Genomic DNA, 20,542 nt, shown 5'->3' on the forward strand with positions numbered 1-20,542 from the left:
ACAGGAGGTTCGTTATCCGTAACGGTTACTGTAAAACTACAGGTTACAATAGTACCTGCAGCATCTTCCACTTGGAAAGTTACTGTTGTTGTACCAATCGGGAATAGCGATCCAGAAGCAGGACCAGCAATTCTTGTGGTTACCGCACCAGTAGCGTTATCCGTTCCTACAGGATCAGTATAAGTTACAATAGCACCATCTACACCAGGNTAAAACTACAGGTTACAGAGTTTCCACATATATCTGTTACCTCAAATGTATTTGTTGTTGTACCAATCGGGAATAATGACCCAGAAGCTAAACCAGCAGTTTGTGTTGTAATAGAGCCTGTAGAGTTATCAGTACCAATAGGATTAGTATAATTTACAATAGCACCATCTACACCAGGGTCTACATTTACGTTAATATCACCAGGACAATCTATTACTGGATTTTCATTATCTCCATCTAATATTGTAATACTGTCAGAAGCACTACATCCATTAGCATCAGTAACTGTAACTGAATAAGTTCCAGCTATTAAATCAGTTGCTGTAGCAGTAGTTTGCGCATTAGCATCATCCCATAAATAGGTATAAGGAGCTGTTCCGTCAATAGGTGTTATAGTTGCTTCTCCTGTATTGTCTCCAAAGCATGCAACATTTGTAGCCGTAAGTGTTCCGCTTACAGTTAAAGTAAGTACTTCTACATTAAATTCACAAGTTAATTGCTCAGTATCACCATTAGCGCTTGTATATGTAGCTGTATAAATTACAGCAGTAGTGCCATCATTAAAAGAGTCTCCAGGATTAAAATTAGAAGTCACAGCGAAGTTTATACCATCAGTACAATTTGTATTTAATAAATAAGCATTATAGTATAATCTATCAACTTCAATTGAATCACTAGCATTTAGATTTGTACCATTATCATCAAAAATAAACTTTAAAATATAGGCTCCACTAGAAACTGTATTTGGTATGGTTATAGTTTGTAAACCATCAGAAGATATATTAGTTATGGTATTTGTATAAACAATATTGCTACCTTCTAAAACTTCTAAAGTCCAATCAAAAGTACCACTAGGAACAATTAAATCTAAATTTATTGGAACACCATTAGAAGTATCAAAGTATGAAAGAGGCGTCGAAAAACTAGTTTCACCTCCATTAGACTGGAATAACCTTAAATTGTTACTTCCAATTCTTTGAACTCCGCTATAATCCCAACAAACGTTAGAGTTTTCAGGTAAATCAAACTCTACATTAAATGAGTAGTCATCCCCAGGTGTTGAAGAACAACACTGAAAAGAGAAATTTGGTGGAGACCAGAAAATAGGAGTGCCACCGTCGTTTTCACTACAAACAGGATCAACCATAGTAGGACAATCATCAACTATGATTTGACAAGAAGCTCCGCTTGAAGTTTCATCTACAGTAAAACTTTGTGAAATTGAACAACCATTTTGATCTGTAGCAGTAACAGAATAAACTCCACCGGTAATATTTGATAAATCTTCAGTGGTTTCACCATTACTCCAAAGGAATGTGTATGAAGGGTTTCCACCAGAGACAGTAATATCGATACCTCCACCAGGAGGAGATCCAGGATCACATATAGCATCTGAAATCGTACCCGAAATTTCTAGATTCTCTAATATAATCGGATTTGTGGTAGATGTTCTTTCACAAGTAGTATAAGTACTCTTAACTTTCAAAGTGTAAGAATCTTCAGGAAGATTTGTAAAAGTTGGAGAGCTTTGGTAAGTAACTCCATCATCTAATGAATATTCATATTGATTAGGGTCTGTACTTGTATTTAATGGACTTGTTACCGTAATAGTAAAATTATCAACTGTATTACAATCTACATTAAAGGTTGGTTCAGGTGGTAAATCTACATAAGATAAAGTAACGCCTCCTTGGTCACAAACACTTTGATTTGGAAATGGCAAGCATAATTCATATGTAAAAGTTACATCACCTATATAATTAGCATCGGGGACATAAGTGTATGTACCATCAGAATTCCAAGTAAAAGATGATGATCCAATTTGAGCTGGTGGATTTATTGTATAAGTGGAATTAGCAGGTGCATTATTAAGTACTTTTAAATCTCCATTGTAAGTTTCGTCTAAACATTCAATTACTTGCTGGTCAACAGCGTATTTTTGAAGTAAGAAGAATTTACCATCTCCGTGGTCATTACTTGCGCCTACAAACTCAATTTTCGTAATGTTAGATCCAGTTGGTGCTAATTCATTTAAGTAAAATAATGCAACAGCAATAGTTTGACCATTTTCATTTACACGTCCAGATCTCCAATAATCAGATCCAGCAGCAGGTACACCAGGAGTAGAACCTGAATAATTCCCAACGTTTCTAACAAATGTTTCTCCTAATTTTTGTTCAGATCCTCCACCAGCTGGAATACCCCAAACTTCTATATAAAAACAGTTATTACCACCACGTTCTGTTACAGCTAAAACTCCACCAGAATTTGAAGGAATGGATGGATTATAAAAAATAGTTTGTTTTTGAGCATCAGTAGTTTCAACTGCAGGAAAGTTTCCGCAAATATTTCTACCATTTTGGTTTGCCGAAAAGTAATGGTTTAAGTTTTTATCTTGAAAAGCTGATAGCGCAAAATTATCCCAGTTAGGATTTACTAAAGGGTCACTATTAATTATTAGTTGGTTTCCGTTTTCAAAAATTCTATTGTCACCATGACCTCCTGGAAATACTCTTGTCAGTTCATAATCTGTAGGAACTACAAAAGTATTGTACAGGGTTCCATCAATAGTAATCGATTGAATAGTAGCAGGATTATTGTTGTTGGTTTGTGTATCTGACCATTGAAAAGTTACCCCAGTTTGAATCGAGGGAGCTTGAGTCTGAGCGGTCATTAAATGAGAGAAAGTAACACTAAAGACTAATAAAATTATCTTCGATATACTTTTTAATGAAATACAATTGTATTTATTTTTCATGATTCAAAAAGATTATATATACTATAAATGTATATTAGACACTTGTGAGTTATGATAGTCACAAAATGAAATTATCGTTAATTAAAAAATAAAGTCTTTGAGGGAAAAACAGTGAGGGATTTAATCTTAGCAAACATACTATTGCTATAAAATACTAGACTTGGGTTCATAATAATATTTTTTAAAGTAGGTTTAGCAAAAGAACATATATGATTAATACTGTTCAAAAATAAATGCCAAATCACTTATAAAATCGATTAAAAGCTCATAAAAATCATTTAAACGATTAATATATTCATTTATCGACCACTAAATTCCTTACTCACCTAATATAAAGCTAGTTAACTTTTTAAATTTTTTAAATCATATTATTAAATCATTTTTATTAATTTTATTAAGCAAATAAATTGCTTTTTATCGACAAAAACAACTTTTTATCGATAAAATAAAACATTTAATCGAATATTATGAAGACAATAATTTTAGTTAGGCATGCAAAATCTTCTTGGGAATATGATGTCATAGATCATGACCGACCATTAAAGAATAGAGGTATAAATGATGCTCATACAATCTCTAATAAAATAAGGAAAGAAAAATTGTTAATCGATAAGGTACTTTCTAGCGACGCAATGAGAGCAAAAACTACCGCTAATATATTTATTGAGAATCTTGAAATAAATAAAAGCAATTTTAGTCTAAATCATGGTTTATATGATTTTTCGGGAGAAAACTTATTAGAAATAATAAAGTCTTCAGATAAAACAATTAGTAATCTTATGGTTTTTGGGCATAATCATGCCATCACACATTTTGTAAATCAATATGGTGACAAATATATTGACAACGTTCCAACTAGTGGCTTGGTTGTTATCGAATTTGATATAGATAATTGGATAGATTTGAAAAAAGGAAAAACAACTAAAACTTTATTTCCTCGTGATTTTAAGTAATATTTTAGTGTTTGAGCAAGGAATAGAAGTATACTTAATTTTAAGCCTAGTTTTTTTAAAACTGATGTTTGTTTTCTTTACAAATTAATCATAAATAGAATATATTTGTTAAGTACTTTTTCAATACAAAATAATGTCTAAAACAGAAATAAATAATAACGAATATATTAACAGAGAAATAAGCTGGTTACAGTTTAATGCTAGAGTTTTACAAGAAGCGTCAGATGAGAATGTGCCATTAATTGAGCGATTGCGGTTTTTAGGAATTTTCTCAAATAATCTAGATGAATTTTTTAAAGTAAGATATGCTACCGTAAAACGAATTGTTGAGGCAGGTAAAGGTGGTAAAAATGCACTTGGTGGTATTAAAGCTGCCGAATTATTAGAAATAATAACTAAAATTGTTATCCGTCAACAAACTGAAAGTCTGGGAATATTAAAAGACATCAAATCTAGATTAGAAGATGAGGATATTTATATAATAGATGAAACTCAAATTGATAGTAATCAGCATGACTTTATTAGACGCTATTTTATAAGGAAAGTTAGTCCTGCTTTAGTTACAATCATTTTAAGCGATATGGTAGTACTACCTAACTTAAAAGATAGTGCTGCTTATTTGGCTGTTAGAATGTTAATGAATGATGAAAAAAGACAATATGCATTAATTGAAATCCCAAAAAATATAAATAGGTTTATTGAGTTACCTAAACAAGGAAACAAAAACTATATCATCATGCTAGATGATTTATTAAGACATTGTTTGGGTGATATTTTTAATATTTTTGATTACAAGAGTATTTCTGCCCATATGATTAAAATAACTCGTGATGGAGAGTTAGATTTTGAAAGTGACCTAAGTAAAAGTTTTATTGAAAAAATATCTGATAGTGTTAAGCATCGTCAAGTAGGTGAGCCTGTTCGTTTTGTTTACGATAAAACTATTGATAATGAAACTCTTGAGTATTTAATGTCTAAAATGGGAATAGACAATACAGATAGTATTATTCCTGGAGGACGTTACCATAATAGAAGAGATTATATGGGCTTTCCAAGTTTAGGAAGAACAGATTTATCTTATGATAAAATCGAGCCATTACCAATAAAAGGACTAAGTCTAGAAGCTAGTATTTTTGAGGCTATTGCTAAGAAAGATTATTTGCTTTACGCACCGTATCAAACATTTTCATACGTTGTTAAATTTTTAAGAGAAGCAGCGCTAGACCCGTCTGTAAAAACTATAAAAATTACTATATACAGGCTTGCACAGATCTCTCATATTGCTAGTTCGCTTATAAATGCAGCTATTAACGGTAAAGCAGTTACGGTTTCAATTGAGTTACGCGCTCGTTTTGATGAGCAAGCCAATATTGATTATGCTGAACAAATGGAAGATGAAGGCGTTAATTTAATTTTTGGAGTTCCGGGTTTAAAAGTGCACAGTAAAATGTGTGTTATTGAGCGAGAGGAAGGGAAAAAATTAAAACGTTATGGTTTTATAAGTACAGGTAATTTTAACGAATCTACCGCTAAAATTTATACAGATCACACTTTATTTACATCAAATCAGAAAATTTTAAAAGACGTCAATAAAATATTCAACTTTTTTCAAATAAATTATAAAATATATAGATATAAGCACCTCATTACATCACCTCATTACACACAATCTTCTGTTTTTAAATTAATAGACACTGAAATAGAGAATGTAAAAAATGGAGAAAAAGGATTTATCAGACTTAAAATGAATAGTATTTCTAGCTATACAATGATTGATAAATTATATGAGGCCAGTAGAGCAGGAGTAAAAATACAAATGATAGTTCGTGGCATTTGCTGTTTGATTCCGGGAGTTAAGGGAATGAGTGAAAATATAGAGGTTATCAGTATAGTAGATAAGTTTTTAGAACATTCTAGAATTTATATATTTGGAAATAATGGTAACACAAAGGTTTATATATCTTCAGCAGATTGGATGACTAGAAATATTGAAAATAGAGTGGAAGTAAGCTGTCCTATTTATGATGAGGCAATTAAGCAGGAAATTATAGATGGTTTTAATTTATCTTGGAACGATAATGTAAAAGCAAGATTTATTAATACTGACATAGAAAATGAATACAAAAGAAATGATAAGAAAAAGGTAAGATCTCAATTTGCTATTTATGACTATTATTTAAAAAAGTTAGAAAACTAATATGCTCTCAATAAAAAAGTACGCAGCCATAGATATAGGTTCAAACGCTGTAAGACTACTTATTTCAAATATTATAGAACAAAAAGGGAAACCAGTTCAATTTAAAAAAAACTCTTTAGTTCGTGTTCCTATTCGTTTAGGTGCAGATGTGTTTATAAAAAATAAAATTTCTAAAGAAAACACCCAGCGTATTTTAGATACCATGCTAGCTTTTAAACTGCTTATGAAATCTCATAAAGTTGTTAAATATAAAGCATGTGCCACTTCGGCAATGCGAGAATCTGAAAATGGTAAAAAGGTAGTTGACCTAATTTTGAATCAATGCGGTGTAAGTATAGATATAATTGGAGGAGAAGAAGAAGCAGCCATAATAGCAGCTACAGATTTAAATAAATATATTGATAATAATAAAACGTACTTGTATGTTGATGTTGGAGGTGGTAGTACGGAATTTACTGTAATACATCAAGGAAATCAGGTTGCTTCACGGTCTTTTAAAATTGGTACCGTTCGTTTGTTGAATGATATGGTTAAAAAAGAGGCATGGCAAGAGTTGGAAACTTGGATTAAAGCAAACGTAAAAGTTTATGATAAAATAGATGTTATTGGCTCTGGAGGAAACATAAATAAAATCTTTAAAATATCAGGAAAATCAATAGGTAAACCACTGTCTTACTTTTATTTAACCACATACTACCAAACGTTACAAAGTTATTCTTATGAAGAACGTATTACAGAGCTCGATTTAAATCAAGACAGAGCAGATGTTATTATTCCAGCTATGAGGATTTATCTTTCTGCAATGAAATGGAGTGGTGCAAAAAATATATATGTACCAAAAATTGGACTTGCAGATGGTATAATAAAAAGTATTTATTACGATACTGTTTCTAGCAATACACAGTAAAATTCTGCACTTTACCTTTTAAAATATTACTTTTAATCATAATTAATATATATTCGTCGGCATATAATTGATATAAAATTATATCCCAAAACTATTTAATTATGAAAAAAATATCACTATTAATAATCCTACTTAGCGTTTCTTTACAAGGATTTTGTCAAGAAGACGAAAAAAAAGAAGACGATAAAAAGTCTAAAAGTTCTACATTTCAAGGTGTAAAATATGGAGTAAGAGGTGGTTATAATATTTCCAACCTAGACTTTGATGAATCTCCTGGAATTGAAAATAAACATAGAAACAGCTTCTATATTGGTTTTTTTGCAGAAATTGGTTTATCTAAAACTGTTTCATTAATGCCAGAAATACAGTTTTCACCAGAAGGAGCTAAAGCTGAAGTTTTACATTTAGATTATTTACAAGCGCCAGTTTTAATTAAATTTAGACTTAGCGAAAAGTTAAAGTTTGGTTTAGGGCCGCAAGTAAGTTTAAAAATTCACAAAGAAGGAGATGGAGTTAAAAACTTTGCATATTCTGGACTTGCTGGTATAGAATACAAACTTTCACACATGCTTTTTGCAGATTTAAGGTATACTTACGGAATTTCTGATGTTTTTGATGATAACCAATTAATTTCAGCTAAAAACTCAAATATTCAAATTGGGATTGGTTATAAATTTTAGCCGTGTATTGCCTCAGTTGTTCCTAAATTAGAAATAATTTTACTCTCATATTCAAGAAGTTGCTGCCATTTGGTATCAACTTCTTTTTTATTTCCATATTGTCTTGCAAAACCTAAAAACATAATGTAGTGATTTGCTTCACTTACCATGAGGTTTCTATAAAAGTCAGCTAATTCTCTATCTTCTAATTCTTCAGATAAAAGTCTAAAGCGTTCACAACTTCTAGCTTCAATTAGAGCAGCGTACAAAAGTCGATGAATTAACTGGGTTGTTCTGCTGCCACCTTTTGGAAAGAACTTTACTAATTGAATAACATAATCATCACGTCTATCTCTGCCCAATGTCCATCCGCGTTCTATAATTTTGTCATGTACCATTTTAAAATGACTAATTTCTTCTTTAACTAAGGCTACCATTTCTTTAACCAAATCAGTGTATTCTGGAAAACTTACGATTAAAGAAATAGCTGTACTTGCAGCTTTTTGTTCACAAAATGCATGATCTGTTAGTATTTCTTCTATATTTTTTTCTACAATATTAACCCAACGCGGATCTGTAGGTAATTTTAGTCCTAACATAATTATGTAGTTTTGTAAAAGGTATTAAGTTCTTTTAAAACCGAATAGCCTTTATCATTTATTTTCAATATGTAAAGTATTTGTTTTTCTTCTTTTGGGTAAAGGATTGCCGTATGTAAATATATCTCGTTATTAGTTAAAGACAATTCCTCATCTACTTCAACTCCAATAGAAATAGAATTTAACAAGCTTTTATCTGCTTTTAATTTGTTTTCTTTGTTTAGGAATTGTTCGTCAATATTCTCACGAAAAATGATAATGTTATCTTTGGTTATTGTGACTTCAGAGATCCATTTTCTATAGATGTCTTTAACCATATTAAAATCATCAATTTGGTAATTATGTGTTACCGAATTTTGCATATCTGTATATGTTTTTACACTAACTGAATAACCATTACTTAAAATTGTATCAGTTAAAACTTCGGCATACATTTCTGGCTTGTATTTTACTACTGTAGTTGGTTTTACCGAATCTTTAAATTTAACGACTGCTTTTTTTAAAGAATCTTTTTTGGTCTGTCTGCCATCGCAACTTGCAAAAGCAAAAAAACTAATACAGGCTATAAGAAGAAGGTTTTTCATTTATTTTAGATATCTAAATCGAAAGTTTTTCTCAAAACATCAATATTTGGGTTTTTCTCTTTCAGTTTTTCAAATTTGTCTTGAGTAGTGTATGCATATTTTTTTTCTATTTCTTCGTTAACTATAATATTTAAATTTATATCATAATTATTTAAAGACTTTCTTAAAAACAATAATAAATCGTATTGTTGACGCTCAACTTCTAATTTATTGGTGGCGTTTGGAAATTCTAAATTAACAGTTGTCCCTGTTAATTTTGGAATGTCTATTGACAAAATAGATGCTAGATTAAATTGCCCTTTATCTTGAATAATTTTAATGAATTTATTCCAACTTTCAGTAAGTTCATCTTGTGTAAAATCATCTTTTGGTAAATTTTCTTCATCAATAATAACTTCCATTTGTTTTATTTGATGATCTTTTTTTGCTTTAATACTACTTAAAGAAAGCCCTGATGTACGTTTAATATCATGTTTTAAAACAATTTTTGGAGGCTCTTTTACTTGAAGTTTTTCTAGGTGTTTAGAATTTAACAACTCATCTTTTTCTTCGGTCGGATCGTTATTAACTTCAACTTTAGTTTCTATTTTTTGTTTTGGAAGTTCAACAGGAATAGGGGTAATGCCCTTACCTTTAAAATATGAAGCAGGAATTATGTAATGTTTGCTATTTTTTTTTTCTCCATCAAAAGTGATAGAGGCAAGCTGCATTAAACATAATTCAACGAGTAATCGCTGATTTTTACTAGTTTTATATTTAAGATCGCAATCGTTAGCTAAATTTATGCCTTGAAGCAAAAACGCTTGAGATGCTTTTTTAGATTGGTCTAAATATTTTTTCTTTGTTTGTTCACCAACTTCAAGTAATTCTATCGTTTCAGAAGTTTGGCTAACTAATAAGTCTCTAAAATGCGATGCTAAACCTGCAATAAAATGGTGCCCATCAAACCCTTTCGATAATGTATTATTAAACTGAAGTAATAATTCGGGTATTTTATTCTCTAATATTAAGTCTGTACTTGTAAAATAAGTTTCGTAATCAAGTACATTTAAATTTTCTGTAACAGCTTGTCTGGTTAAATTTTTTCCAGAAAAACTAACTACTCTGTCAAATATAGAAAGCGCATCACGCATGGCGCCATCTGCTTTTTGAGCAATAATATGCAAAGCATCATCATCTGCAGTAATACCTTGCTCTTCAGCTATATATTTTAAATATTCCTTAGCATCTTTAACTGTAATACGTTTAAAATCAAAAATTTGACAACGTGATAAAATAGTCGGAATAATTTTATGTTTTTCAGTGGTTGCTAGAATAAAAATACAGTGTTTTGGTGGTTCTTCTAAGGTTTTTAAAAACGCATTAAAAGCAGCTTGAGACAACATGTGCACCTCGTCAATAATATAGACTTTATATTTACCAACTTGTGGAGGTATTCTAACTTGGTCGGTTAAACTCCTGATGTCATCAACTGAGTTATTAGAAGCAGCATCTAATTCAAAAATATTGAAAGCAAAGTCTTCATCTTCTGTTTCATTTCCATCACTATTAATCATTTTAGCTAAAATACGTGCACAAGTAGTTTTACCAACACCACGCGGACCCGTAAACAGCAGGGCTTGAGCTAAATGATTGTTTTCAATGGCATTAAGTAAAGTGTTGGTAATAGCTTGTTGTCCCACAACATCTTTAAATGTTTGTGGGCGGTACTTTCTAGCTGATACTATAAAATGTTCCATTAAAAAAACTTAGAGTAACAAAGTTAAAAATTCAACTCAAAATTAAGAATTCTAGGTTTCCAAATTATTTATAGTTATTAACAATTTATGTACTTTTGCAGGCAAGTAGATTGTCTTATCGCTGTCTCATTTTAGAGATAGAGGAAAGTCCGAACACCATAGTGCAACATAGTGGCTAATAACCACCAACCGTAAGGTTAGGAAAAGTGCAACAGAAAGTATGTACGGGTAATGCCGTAGTGAAACCAGGTAAACTCTATGTGGTGCAATGTCATGTAAACCAGTGCTTGAGAGCTGCACGCTCGATACTGGAGGGTAGGCAGCTTAAGTTTATAGGTAACTATTAACTCAGATAAATGATAGGAGCTCTTTTTGAGTACAGAATTCGGCTTATAGATTTGCTTAGAAATAAATAAACCCTTCTTAAATTTTTAAGAAGGGTTTTTGGTTGATTATATACTTCAAATGTCATTCTTCGGTTTCTTCCACTACTTTCATAGATTCAATTTCTGCAATTGTTTCTCCAATGCTAGCTGTGTCGTAATATGCGTACTCTTGAACAATTTTTCCATCAATAAATTGAACAGTTAAATGTACTGGGACGGCTATTTTTTTCTCAGTAACTTTAGCTTTTCCTCCCCAAGTATTCCAATAGTTTACCCAAGTGTCGCCATCATCATCAATAATCATTTCAATTTCAGCGTCTTCGTTTAAAAATTTGTAATCAGAAAAGTTGGATAACATATCTTTCATGCCAACCATGAGTTCATCTGGTGATGCTCCTTTATTTGTGTTATGGTATATTTTTGCTGTATCTGCAAAATTAGCTTTCCAAGTATCCCAATCTTGAGCTTCATAAGCTTTAATACCCGCTTTTAAAGTTTCAATTTCTGAGGATTCAGAGAAATAACGTTGTGGCTGGTTTTGGCAAGCAGTAAATACAATTATTGCTAATCCAAGTAAAAAAAGTTTTTTCATTATAATTATGGTTTAAAGGTTAGTACTCAATTTAAGCCATAACTATGTTAAAAAAATAAGATTTTTTTGAGAGAAAAGTATGTGTAAAGTCTGGGACGACTTTTTTAATTAGTACTTATAGGGACTGTAATATACTGTAAAAAAGGTAATTAAAAAAATAATATTAAGATTCGGCATGTTCAAAAAAACTGAACATATTACCACCGTAGCTTTTAGAGTAGTTATAATGATTTAATGAAGATAAATTGGTGTGTTTTGAATGTTCTAAAATAAGAACACCATCTTGTAGTAATAAGTTATTTTGAAAGACTAATTCTGGTATTTTTGCAAAATGCTCATTTGAAAAATTATATGGCGGGTCTGCGAAAATAATATTTGATTGTATTGTTGTCTTTTCTAAGAATTTAAAAACATCACTTTTAATAGTTTGAATGGGCATTTCAAATTTTTCAGCAGTCTGATTAATAAATTTTATGCATCCAAAATCTTGGTCAACACTAGTAATTTGTTCTGTGCCTCGTGATGCAAATTCATAACTAATATTTCCCGTACCTGCAAATAAATCTAAAACTCTAATCTCATCAAAATAATATAGGTTATTTAGAATATTGAATAGCGATTCCTTTGCCATATCTGTTGTAGGGCGTACAGGTAAATTTTTAGGAGCAATTATTTTTCTGCTCTTGTATAATCCAGAAATAATTCGCATTAAAAACTATGTATTATGGCAAAGTTACTATGGTTAGAAGTAGGTTGAGCATCAGAATGATATTTGTATTGATCTTCCCTATTGCCCAAAAACACAAAACGAATATACTTATAGGCAATTATATATAATTCGTCTTTAGAATCTATTTCTCCAGTAAATACTAAATTTAAAATCTCAGGGTTTAGTTCTAGTTGTTCTGCTGTAAAAAGTAAATAATAAATAAAATCTTCTTTTGTAGTATACTCAAAAGTATTGTAAAATATAAGTTTACTGTTATTAACAACAATTAATTCAAAACTATTTTTCCCAATATTTGCATAAACTTTTGGTACATCTGAATGTTTTTCAATTTTTAATACCTGTTCTATTAATAGAGTTGAAACATGTTTAAATGTAAAAGAACCGTATTTATCGTAGATGTAATTGTTAATATTTATATAAGGTACATAAACATTAACGCTATCGTTTATATCTAAATTATCGAAAGTAATGAAATCTGATTTCAATATTTTGGAGTTAAATTTTAAATAATCTGCTAAACAATCTTCGTTAAACAGCGGTTTTGGTACTAAAGTAGAAAGGTTATTATCATGTATTAAAGAAACATTATCAAACTTGTTTTTAAGAAATGGTTCTGTGCTAAATACATCTTTTAATTTTTCTAATAATTGAACAGGGTTTACCTTACTATCAAAAAAATAACGCTTTAAAGCATGAATAGTATTCGAATCTCTTTGTAATATACAAAAAGAAAGTCCACTCAAACTCAGTTGAATGGACAGTTCTAAATTAGTTAGTTTATTTTGAATATTAATCGTTTGCGGCATAATTTTTTGGCCAGTTTCCGTTGGTATTTACTTCATCCATAGAGCCAACTCTAAGAGCATCACCATTAACGGCTTCAACTGAAACTACTTGATTTTCTTGATTTATTAAATCTTTATCTTGATCGAATAAAATAACAGACTTTTTTACCATAGCTTCAAAAACAGGAATTCTAATATCATTCTGATTTATAAACCCAGCTTTTAAAGAAAATTTAGCACCTTCTTCTCCAACAGGAACATTCATCATTGTTTTGTATCTGTTATCAGATTTGAATAAAGAGTCTTTTACAGATGCATAACCTAGTGTATCGATAACTACCATATCTTTAGTCATAGTTACACCAAATTGTTTAGTAAGTACTTCATCAACAACACTAGTGTCACGACGTTGAGTAATTGTAAATTTAGCAGTATCTATAAAAGTAACTAACTTGTTAAAATCATCAGAAAATCTACCAGTAACCTGTTTGTGAGCTAATTGTGCATCTCTAATATCTATTAAACTTTCAATAACTTGAGCATATCGCTTTTCTTTTGTTTGGTTAAAAAGAATCGGATTATAAACAGACATAAATGTTTGATATCCTAAAAAAGCAATTAATACCCATAGAGCTATAGTTAAAACAGGTTTAAATTTTGTAGGTACAAATTTGTCAACCAGCTTAACTAAGCCAATTGTAACAAGAATTACAGCAACTGCAATTAGAATAAATGTTAACATAGTTATATTATTATAAGTTTATTAATGGTATTTAGCAAATCTACAATTTTTTTTTAATCGTAAAAACCTATAAGGCGTAAAAATCATTTCTATATTTGAATAATTTATAATTTGTTAAACAATAAATGACATCTTCCGAATTTTATTCCCTTATAAAACAGCAGTTTCCGTTTAAACCAACGCTTAAACAAAATATTGTTTTACAACAACTTTCGGAGTTTATCTTCAAAAAGGGGAATAATGATATTTATTTATTAAAAGGCTATGCAGGAACAGGAAAAACCACTATTGTTGGTACAATTGTTACTAATTTATGGAAAGCAAAAAAAAGCGCTATTTTAATGGCACCTACAGGTAGAGCAGCTAAAGTTATATCGAATTATTCAGGCAAAGAGGCGTTTACCATTCATAAAAAAATCTACTTTCCTAAAAAAGAAAAAAATGGAGGTGTAAAGTTTGTCTTGCAACCCAATAAACATAAAAATACCATTTTTATAGTAGATGAAGCGTCTATGATTCCAGATACCCCTGCAGAATCTAAACTTTTTGAAAATGGTTCTCTTTTAGATGATTTAATGCAATATGTATATTCTGGACATCACTGTAAACTTTTGTTAATAGGTGATACGGCACAACTTCCGCCAGTAAAATTAGATTTAAGTCCCGCTTTAAATGAAAACACATTAAGCCTAAATTATAATAAAGAGGTTACTAAAATGGAACTTGACGAGGTTGTAAGACAAGAACAAGATTCTGGTATTCTTGTAAATGCAACAGTACTTAGAGAGTCTATATCAAACTCATTTAACGAGTCATTTAAGTTCGATTTAAATGGTTTTAAAGATATTGTTAACCTAGTTGATGGTTATGATATTATGGACGCAATAAATGATGCTTACAGCAACTTAGGAAACGAAGAAACCGCCATTATAGTTAGAAGTAATAAAAGAGCAAATTTGTACAATCAACAAATAAGAAGTCGCATTTTATTTAATGAAAATGAATTATCTGCAGGCGATTTTTTAATGGTTGTAAAGAATAATTATTTTTGGATAAAACCAACAACCGAGGCTGGTTTTATTGCTAACGGTGATATTGTTGAAGTTTTAGAAATTTTTAGAATAGAAGAGCTTTACGGATTTAGATTTGCAGAAGTAAAAGTAAGAATGGTTGATTACCCAAAAATGCGCCCTTTTGAAACCGTTCTGTTATTGGATACTATTGATGCAGAAACCCCATCATTACCATATGAAGAATCAAATAGACTTTATCAAGAAGTTATGAAAGATTATGAGGCTGAAACCAGTAAATACAAGAAGTTTTTAAAAGTAAAGTCAAATAAATACTTTAATGCCTTACAAGTAAAATTTTCATATGCAATAACTTGCCATAAATCTCAAGGTGGGCAATGGCATACTGTTTTTGTAGAACAACCATACTTGCCAAATGGAATAAATAAAGAGTATTTAAGATGGTTATATACAGCCGTAACTAGAGCCAAAGAAAAGTTGTATCTTATTGGTTTTAAACAAGATTTTTTTGAGGAATGATATTTGATTATTAATACATATGACTATTGAAACCATAATTAGTATTTGTTTAGGAATTGGGCTAGCGGCCTCTGTTGGCTTTCGAGTGTTTGTCCCACTATTTGCATTAAGTTTAGCGTCATATTTTGATGTTTGGCAACTTAATGAATCTTGGGAATGGATTGGTAGTACTACCGCTTTAATAACTTTAGGAGTAGCCACTTTGGTTGAAGTATTCGCCTATTATATTCCTTACATTGATAATTTATTAGACACCATTGCGGTTCCATTAGCGGCCATAGCAGGTACAGTTGTTATGATGTCTACAGTGGCAGATTTAAGCCCTGTAATAACTTGGTCGTTAGCTATTATTGCTGGTGGAGGTACAGCAGCGGCCATATCGGGTTCGTCAAGTACCACGCGCTTAGCATCTACTGCTACAACGGGTGGTTTAGCAAACCCTGTAGTATCTACCATAGAAACAGGAACTTCAATAGTTATGGCTATTATTTCTGTTTTTATTCCTGTTTTGGCTGTAATATTAGTTTTAATAATCTTATTAATTATTTTTAAATTTTACAAAAAGTTTAAAACCAAAAAAGTTAAACACTAGTAATAATTATTCTATTTTTGAATAACATTTTGAAATCAACTTGATGAAAATAATTTCAATGATTCCGGCGCGTTATGCTGCATCACGTTTTCCTGGTAAATTAATGCAAGATTTAGAAGGAAAAACAGTTATAACTAGAACGTATGAGGCCACAATAGCTACTAATTTATTTGATGATGTTTACGTTGTAACCGATAGCTCTATTATTTATAATGAAATTGTGAATAATGGTGGCAAAGCTATAATGAGTAAAAAAGAGCACGATTGTGGGAGTGATAGAATTGCTGAAGCTATTGAGTTTATGGATGTAGATGTCGTTATAAATGTTCAAGGAGACGAACCATTTACAGATAAAGAATCTTTAGTTAAACTCATAGATGTTTTTAAAAAAGACTCTAAAAAAGAGGTTGATTTAGCATCGTTAATGGTACATATTACAGATACACAAGAAATCAACAATCCAAATACTGTAAAAGTTATTGTAGATCAATTTAATTTTGCGTTATACTTTTCTCGTAGTCCAATTCCATATCCAAGAGATAAAAATGTTGGTGTTAGATATTTTAAGCATAAAGGCGTTTATGCCTTCAGAAAGCAAGCTTTATTAGATTTTTACAACTTACCAATGCAGCTTTTAGAAGCCTCAGAAAAGCTAGAACAGTTGCGCTATTTAGAGTATGGAAAACGAATTAAAATGGTAGAAACCGATGTTCAAGGTGTCGAAATAGATACTCCTGAAGATTTAGAACGCGCCAAGAAATTATGGAAATAGATTATAATAACATAAAAGTAATTGGTTTTGATGCCGATGATACGTTGTGGGTAAATGAAACCTATTTTCGTGAGGCTGAGGAAGAGTTTGGAAGGCTATTGTCTAAATATGAAACACCAAACAAAATTGATCAAGAGCTTTTTAAAAAGGAGATTAGTAATCTGCCTCTTTATGGTTATGGTGTTAAAGCATTTGTATTATCTATGGTAGAAATGGCGTTAGAATTATCTAACTATAATGTTTCCAATAAAACTATAGAGGCTATACTTAATATAGGTAAGGATATGCTAAATAAGCCTGTAGAGTTACTAGATGGTGTAGAACATGTTTTAAAAACGCTATCGAAAAATTACCGCTTAATTTTAGCAACAAAAGGGGATTTATTAGACCAAGAGCGAAAACTAGAAAAGTCTGGATTAACCGATTATTTTCATCATATTGAGGTTCTAAGTGATAAGAAAGAAGCTAATTATTCAAGGTTATTAAATCATTTAGATATTAATCCATCAGAATTTTTAATGATAGGGAATTCATTAAAATCAGATATTTTGCCACTAGTAAACATAAATGCGCATGCCATTCATGTTCCTTTTCATACTACTTGGGCTCACGAAGAAGTAACAGAGGAAGAAACTAATGGTAAAGCTTATAAAACCATAAAATCGTTAAATGAAATTTTAGGAATTTTTGATTAGTCTCATGACTTTGCCTTGTGTTAAAAGTATATTACAACGTTCTATTGAATAAACAGAGTTCAATACTCTTTTTGAAAATTTCAATACGATTTAAATGAGTAAAATTTAAATTAATACTATTTTTACATTTTTGTAAAAGAAAACATATTAAATGAGTTATAAAAACTTTCCAATGGTGTCAAGAGTTATTTTTGGCAGAGGTAGTTTCAATCAATTAAATGATATAGTTGCCCCAAAGCGATTAAATACAAAATCACCTTTTATTTTTCTAGTTGACGATGTTTTTAAAAACAATACATGGTTAACATCGAGGATAAATTTATCATACGACGATAAAATTATTTATATCTCAGCTAAAGAAGAACCCAAAACATCACAAGTTGATGAACTAGTTGAGTCTATTATTCTAGATACAAAAGAGCGGCCATCAGGTATAATAGGTATAGGTGGTGGTACACTTCTAGATTTAGCCAAAGCTGTTTCTATAATGCTTACTAACCAAGGTAAGACTGAAAATTATCAAGGTTGGGATTTGGTTAAAAACCCTGCTATATATCATGTGGGAGTTCCAACAATATCTGGTACAGGCGCTGAAGTTTCTAGAACAACGGTATTAACCGGTCCAATAAGAAAGTTAGGTATTAATTCTGATTACACACCTTTTGATCAGGTTATTTTGGATCCTGAATTGACTAAGGATGTTCCAAAAGAACAATGGTTTTTCACAGGTATGGATTGCTATATTCATTGTATAGAATCACTTAATGGAACTTATTTAAACACATTTAGTCAAAGTTATGGCGAAATGTCTTTAGAGCTTTGTAAAGACATCTTTTTTGGTGAAAGTTTGAGTAAGGAGGAAGCTGAAGACAAATTAATGATGGCCTCATGGCATGGAGGTATGAGTATTGTTTATTCTCAAGTAGGTGTTGCTCATGCGCTTAGTTACGGATTATCCTATTTATTAGGAACTAAACACGGAATTGGTAACTGTATTGTTTTTAATCATTTAGAAGAATTTTATCCAGAAGGGGTAAAACTGTTTAAAGCCATGAAAAAGAAACACAATATAGAATTACCTCAAGGTATTTGTGCAGATTTAAGTGATTCAGATTTTGATACCATGATAAATATTTCTTTGAGTTTAGAACCTCTTTGGGAAAACGCTGTAGGGAAAAATTGGAAAAACACTGTTACTCGAAAAAAGCTAAAAGAACTTTATAAAAAAATGTAATATGCAATGGTTTGCCAAATTTATTTATTTTAAAGTTTTAGGTTGGCAAATTTGTGGTAACAAAAATTTTTCAAAAGATACTATTAAAAAAGCTGTTATTATTGCTGTGCCTCATACCAGCTGGCATGATTTTTATATTGGAGTTTTATTAAGGGCTGTTATTGGTTTAAAAACAAATTTTGTTGGTAAAAAAGAATTATTCATATTTCCTATAGGGTGGTTTTTTAAAGTTTTAGGTGGTGCTCCAATAAATAGGCAAGACAATGAAAATAAAGTTCAAGCCATAGCTAAATTATTTGAAGAAAAAAAAGAATTTAGAATGACATTGGCGCCAGAAGGTACCCGTAAAAAAGTTTTAGAATGGCGAACAGGATTTTACTATATAGCCAAAGAAGCTAAAGTACCTATAATTATGTTTACTCTAGATTTTGAAAACAAACAAAATAAAATATCTGAGCCATTTTATCCAACTGATGATAAAGAAGCTGACTTTAAATTCATGTATAAATTTTTTGAGGGTATTAAAGGAAAAATACCTGAATATTCATAAATATGGCATGAGAATTGCTGATATAATATTAGTAACTGAAACATAAAGTAAACAATTACTTGTCCCTAAAAAGAAACATTACTAATTAAAAGCTATCTTATTTAAGGTAGCTTTTTTTTACATTCAATTTTTTTATTGTACCATCATTTTTTCTAAACGTAATGTCATAAGAAATATCTTTTTTAAATATTGATTCAGAATTTAAGAATTTACAAACTGGTATATTCTCTAAATCTAGGCCATTTACGTCTATAATTTCGTCTCCAAATTCAATATCATTCTTAAGCGAATCATCCCAAACAATACCTACAGCTAGATTATCATTTTTAATAGTTAAATTAAATCCAAAGTGTTTTTTATTTATTTTTACAGCATTTTTTTCAGAGTCTAAATAAAAGCGTTTGTTCTTAAAGTCAATAGTTAAAACACCATGATTTAAAATTTTAGTCCCAATTCTAGAATTGTCATCATTTGTAGTTTCGGTAACAATTGTATTAAATTCAGTATTATTAATTTTCAATTTAGGAACAATAATTCTATACTGTTTGCCTTTTTCTGCTGCTCCAAATATGCTTATTCCATTGCTTCCTTCACCTGTATTATGAATATTAAAAACTTTATTTTTCTGTAAAAGATTAAAGTTTTCCTTTGATAAATCATAAAACCCTTTCATGCCCGTATCTATAAGTAAATGTTCTCTAGCTTTTTTATTGCCTTCAATATTAACCCATATATAGGGACTTTTTTGACTTTTTAGTAATGATAGTTTTGTGGCTTTACTTTTGTCTAGTTTTAACCTTTTTTCTTTATCAGTTAGTATAATAAGTTTCCTTTTTAAATCTATTTGAAGTATTGATTTGTAAAGCATATTGCTTCCAATTATACCATCAATATTAAAACAATCAAACACCAAATTTTTTAGAGTGTTATCAACTAATGCGGTAGTATTTTTAAAATTCAAACCGCCAAACTGTATTAGCGGTATTGAAACCATATCTAGTGTATTTTTTTTATTGGACGCATCACTTACTTTTAAACTACCAATAGCTTTTGTTTTAATTTTTTTAGCGAACTCAGCAGAAATAACATTAGGTGCTCCAGTGTCTAACAAAAATTTGTATTCTTTATTTTGAATTGTAACAGGTATAATTATTTTTTCTGAAACATACTCAAATTTAATTTCTGAGTAATAATTTCTCTCAGTTACCAAACCTTTAGTAAAGGACATATTTTGTCCGCAGGATTGTAATGAAATAAACAAAACAGTAATTAAAAAAATATTCTTCATTTGATTTTTTTTGATTGAAA

20 protein-coding genes and 1 other RNA gene are annotated in these 20,542 nt (G+C 30.4%); 11 read left to right on the forward strand and 10 right to left on the reverse strand.

Features of this window, described 5'->3' with window-relative positions; genetic code table 11:
• Positions 1-191 (reverse strand): HYR domain-containing protein (locus ABD939_RS15740; protein ID WP_425550285.1); only part of this gene is annotated, 191 nt, incomplete at its 3' end.
• A gap of 8 nt (positions 192-199) precedes the next feature.
• Entirely contained in the window at positions 200-2,968 is a 2,769-nt protein-coding gene (locus tag ABD939_RS09145) for an HYR domain-containing protein (RefSeq protein WP_345167397.1), read from the reverse strand.
• 467 nt (positions 2,969-3,435) lie between these two features.
• On the opposite strand from ABD939_RS09145, the gene ABD939_RS09150 reads away from it, so the two are divergent.
• The 4 genes from ABD939_RS09150 to ABD939_RS09165 all read left to right on the forward strand — a co-directional run bounded on the left by ABD939_RS09150 (position 3,436) and on the right by ABD939_RS09165 (position 7,705).
• A complete protein-coding gene (locus ABD939_RS09150; RefSeq protein WP_345167401.1) occupies positions 3,436-3,921 on the forward strand; it encodes a SixA phosphatase family protein in 486 nt (161 codons plus the stop codon).
• A 133-nt stretch (positions 3,922-4,054) separates the two neighbouring features.
• Entirely contained in the window at positions 4,055-6,118 is a 2,064-nt protein-coding gene (ppk1, locus tag ABD939_RS09155; protein WP_345167404.1) for a polyphosphate kinase 1, read from the forward strand.
• A 1-nt stretch (position 6,119) separates the two neighbouring features.
• Positions 6,120-7,025, forward strand: coding sequence for a Ppx/GppA phosphatase family protein (locus tag ABD939_RS09160; protein ID WP_345167407.1), 906 nt, complete (start codon positions 6,120-6,122; stop codon positions 7,023-7,025).
• Positions 7,026-7,126: 101 nt separating this feature from the next.
• A complete protein-coding gene (locus ABD939_RS09165; protein WP_345167410.1) occupies positions 7,127-7,705 on the forward strand; it encodes a porin family protein in 579 nt (192 codons plus the stop codon).
• Here ABD939_RS09165 and ABD939_RS09170 read toward each other — a convergent pair.
• Genes ABD939_RS09170 through dnaX form a run of 3 tightly spaced genes read right to left on the reverse strand, consistent with a single transcriptional unit; the run spans position 7,702 to position 10,606 of the window.
• On the reverse strand, positions 7,702-8,283 hold the full coding sequence (locus tag ABD939_RS09170) for a MiaE family protein (RefSeq protein ID WP_345167413.1): 582 nt from the start codon (positions 8,281-8,283) through the stop codon (positions 7,702-7,704). The two genes, ABD939_RS09165 and ABD939_RS09170, sit on opposite strands and share 4 nt — an antisense overlap.
• Positions 8,284-8,285: 2 nt before the next feature.
• A complete protein-coding gene (locus ABD939_RS09175; protein WP_345167416.1) occupies positions 8,286-8,867 on the reverse strand; it encodes a hypothetical protein in 582 nt (193 codons plus the stop codon).
• Between the two features lie 5 nt (positions 8,868-8,872).
• On the reverse strand, positions 8,873-10,606 hold the full coding sequence (dnaX, locus tag ABD939_RS09180) for a DNA polymerase III subunit gamma/tau (RefSeq protein ID WP_345167419.1): 1,734 nt from the start codon (positions 10,604-10,606) through the stop codon (positions 8,873-8,875).
• Between the two features lie 102 nt (positions 10,607-10,708).
• Between dnaX and rnpB the strand changes: the two genes are divergently transcribed.
• Positions 10,709-11,015: RNase P RNA component class A (rnpB, locus tag ABD939_RS09185), an RNA gene on the forward strand.
• Between the two features lie 59 nt (positions 11,016-11,074).
• On the opposite strand, the gene ABD939_RS09190 is transcribed toward rnpB, so the two are convergent.
• The 4 genes from ABD939_RS09190 to ABD939_RS09205 all read right to left on the reverse strand — a co-directional run bounded on the left by ABD939_RS09190 (position 11,075) and on the right by ABD939_RS09205 (position 13,841).
• The gene (locus ABD939_RS09190; protein ID WP_345167422.1) at positions 11,075-11,584 is read right to left on the reverse strand and encodes a nuclear transport factor 2 family protein; all 510 of its coding nucleotides are present in this window, start codon (positions 11,582-11,584) and stop codon (positions 11,075-11,077) included.
• Between the two features lie 163 nt (positions 11,585-11,747).
• Positions 11,748-12,293 (reverse strand): RsmD family RNA methyltransferase, encoded by a 546-nt coding sequence (locus ABD939_RS09195; RefSeq protein WP_345167425.1) that lies wholly within the window; start codon positions 12,291-12,293, stop codon positions 11,748-11,750.
• Positions 12,293-13,120 (reverse strand): DUF3822 family protein, encoded by an 828-nt coding sequence (locus ABD939_RS09200; protein ID WP_345167428.1) that lies wholly within the window; start codon positions 13,118-13,120, stop codon positions 12,293-12,295. Before ABD939_RS09200 ends, ABD939_RS09195 begins: the two co-directional genes overlap by 1 nt.
• A complete protein-coding gene (locus tag ABD939_RS09205; RefSeq protein WP_345167432.1) occupies positions 13,104-13,841 on the reverse strand; it encodes a hypothetical protein in 738 nt (245 codons plus the stop codon). Before ABD939_RS09205 ends, ABD939_RS09200 begins: the two co-directional genes overlap by 17 nt.
• A 125-nt stretch (positions 13,842-13,966) precedes the next feature.
• Here ABD939_RS09205 and ABD939_RS09210 point away from each other — a divergent pair, with 125 nt between their 5' ends.
• From ABD939_RS09210 to ABD939_RS09235, 6 genes are all read left to right on the forward strand, one after another.
• Entirely contained in the window at positions 13,967-15,391 is a 1,425-nt protein-coding gene (locus tag ABD939_RS09210; protein ID WP_345167435.1) for an ATP-dependent DNA helicase, read from the forward strand.
• 19 nt (positions 15,392-15,410) lie between these two features.
• Positions 15,411-15,983: a DUF4126 domain-containing protein gene (locus tag ABD939_RS09215; RefSeq protein WP_345167438.1), complete on the forward strand. Its 573-nt coding sequence runs from the start codon at positions 15,411-15,413 to the stop codon at positions 15,981-15,983.
• 43 nt (positions 15,984-16,026) lie between these two features.
• Positions 16,027-16,755: a 3-deoxy-manno-octulosonate cytidylyltransferase gene (gene kdsB, locus ABD939_RS09220; RefSeq protein ID WP_345167441.1), complete on the forward strand. Its 729-nt coding sequence runs from the start codon at positions 16,027-16,029 to the stop codon at positions 16,753-16,755.
• Entirely contained in the window at positions 16,746-17,450 is a 705-nt protein-coding gene (locus ABD939_RS09225; RefSeq protein WP_345167444.1) for an HAD family hydrolase, read from the forward strand. Before kdsB ends, ABD939_RS09225 begins: the two co-directional genes overlap by 10 nt.
• A gap of 151 nt (positions 17,451-17,601) precedes the next feature.
• Complete coding sequence (locus ABD939_RS09230; protein ID WP_345167447.1) at positions 17,602-18,684, forward strand: iron-containing alcohol dehydrogenase family protein; 1,083 nt, start codon at positions 17,602-17,604, stop codon at positions 18,682-18,684.
• Between the two features lies 1 nt (position 18,685).
• Positions 18,686-19,234 carry a 1-acyl-sn-glycerol-3-phosphate acyltransferase gene (locus tag ABD939_RS09235; RefSeq protein ID WP_345167451.1) on the forward strand — a complete coding sequence of 183 codons (549 nt, stop codon included), beginning with the start codon at positions 18,686-18,688 and terminating at the stop codon, positions 19,232-19,234.
• A 97-nt stretch (positions 19,235-19,331) separates the two neighbouring features.
• Here the strand turns inward: ABD939_RS09235 and ABD939_RS09240 are convergent, their stop codons facing one another.
• Positions 19,332-20,522 carry a retropepsin-like aspartic protease gene (locus ABD939_RS09240; RefSeq protein WP_345167454.1) on the reverse strand — a complete coding sequence of 397 codons (1,191 nt, stop codon included), beginning with the start codon at positions 20,520-20,522 and terminating at the stop codon, positions 19,332-19,334.
• Positions 20,523-20,542: the final 20 nt, after the last annotated feature.

It is taken from the genome of Algibacter aquimarinus (assembly GCF_039543265.1).
In the GTDB taxonomy this organism is placed as follows: domain Bacteria; phylum Bacteroidota; class Bacteroidia; order Flavobacteriales; family Flavobacteriaceae; genus Algibacter_B; species Algibacter_B aquimarinus.

Bases quoted from the DNA above. Each gene is read 5' to 3' on its own strand.
- ABD939_RS09150 (WP_345167401.1), top strand. From the start codon at position 3,436: ATGAAGACAATAATTTTAGTTAGGCATGCAAAATCTTCTTGGGAATAT.
- ppk1 (WP_345167404.1), top strand. From the start codon at position 4,055: ATGTCTAAAACAGAAATAAATAATAACGAATATATTAACAGAGAAATA.
- ABD939_RS09160 (WP_345167407.1), top strand. From the start codon at position 6,120: ATGCTCTCAATAAAAAAGTACGCAGCCATAGATATAGGTTCAAACGCT.
- ABD939_RS09165 (WP_345167410.1), top strand. From the start codon at position 7,127: ATGAAAAAAATATCACTATTAATAATCCTACTTAGCGTTTCTTTACAA.
- ABD939_RS09170 (WP_345167413.1), bottom strand. From the start codon at position 8,283: ATGTTAGGACTAAAATTACCTACAGATCCGCGTTGGGTTAATATTGTA.
- ABD939_RS09175 (WP_345167416.1), bottom strand. From the start codon at position 8,867: ATGAAAAACCTTCTTCTTATAGCCTGTATTAGTTTTTTTGCTTTTGCA.
- dnaX (WP_345167419.1), bottom strand. From the start codon at position 10,606: ATGGAACATTTTATAGTATCAGCTAGAAAGTACCGCCCACAAACATTT.
- ABD939_RS09190 (WP_345167422.1), bottom strand. From the start codon at position 11,584: ATGAAAAAACTTTTTTTACTTGGATTAGCAATAATTGTATTTACTGCT.
- ABD939_RS09195 (WP_345167425.1), bottom strand. From the start codon at position 12,293: ATGCGAATTATTTCTGGATTATACAAGAGCAGAAAAATAATTGCTCCT.
- ABD939_RS09200 (WP_345167428.1), bottom strand. From the start codon at position 13,120: ATGCCGCAAACGATTAATATTCAAAATAAACTAACTAATTTAGAACTG.
- ABD939_RS09205 (WP_345167432.1), bottom strand. From the start codon at position 13,841: ATGTTAACATTTATTCTAATTGCAGTTGCTGTAATTCTTGTTACAATT.
- ABD939_RS09210 (WP_345167435.1), top strand. From the start codon at position 13,967: ATGACATCTTCCGAATTTTATTCCCTTATAAAACAGCAGTTTCCGTTT.
- ABD939_RS09215 (WP_345167438.1), top strand. From the start codon at position 15,411: ATGACTATTGAAACCATAATTAGTATTTGTTTAGGAATTGGGCTAGCG.
- kdsB (WP_345167441.1), top strand. From the start codon at position 16,027: ATGAAAATAATTTCAATGATTCCGGCGCGTTATGCTGCATCACGTTTT.
- ABD939_RS09225 (WP_345167444.1), top strand. From the start codon at position 16,746: ATGGAAATAGATTATAATAACATAAAAGTAATTGGTTTTGATGCCGAT.
- ABD939_RS09230 (WP_345167447.1), top strand. From the start codon at position 17,602: ATGAGTTATAAAAACTTTCCAATGGTGTCAAGAGTTATTTTTGGCAGA.
- ABD939_RS09235 (WP_345167451.1), top strand. From the start codon at position 18,686: ATGCAATGGTTTGCCAAATTTATTTATTTTAAAGTTTTAGGTTGGCAA.
- ABD939_RS09240 (WP_345167454.1), bottom strand. From the start codon at position 20,522: ATGAAGAATATTTTTTTAATTACTGTTTTGTTTATTTCATTACAATCC.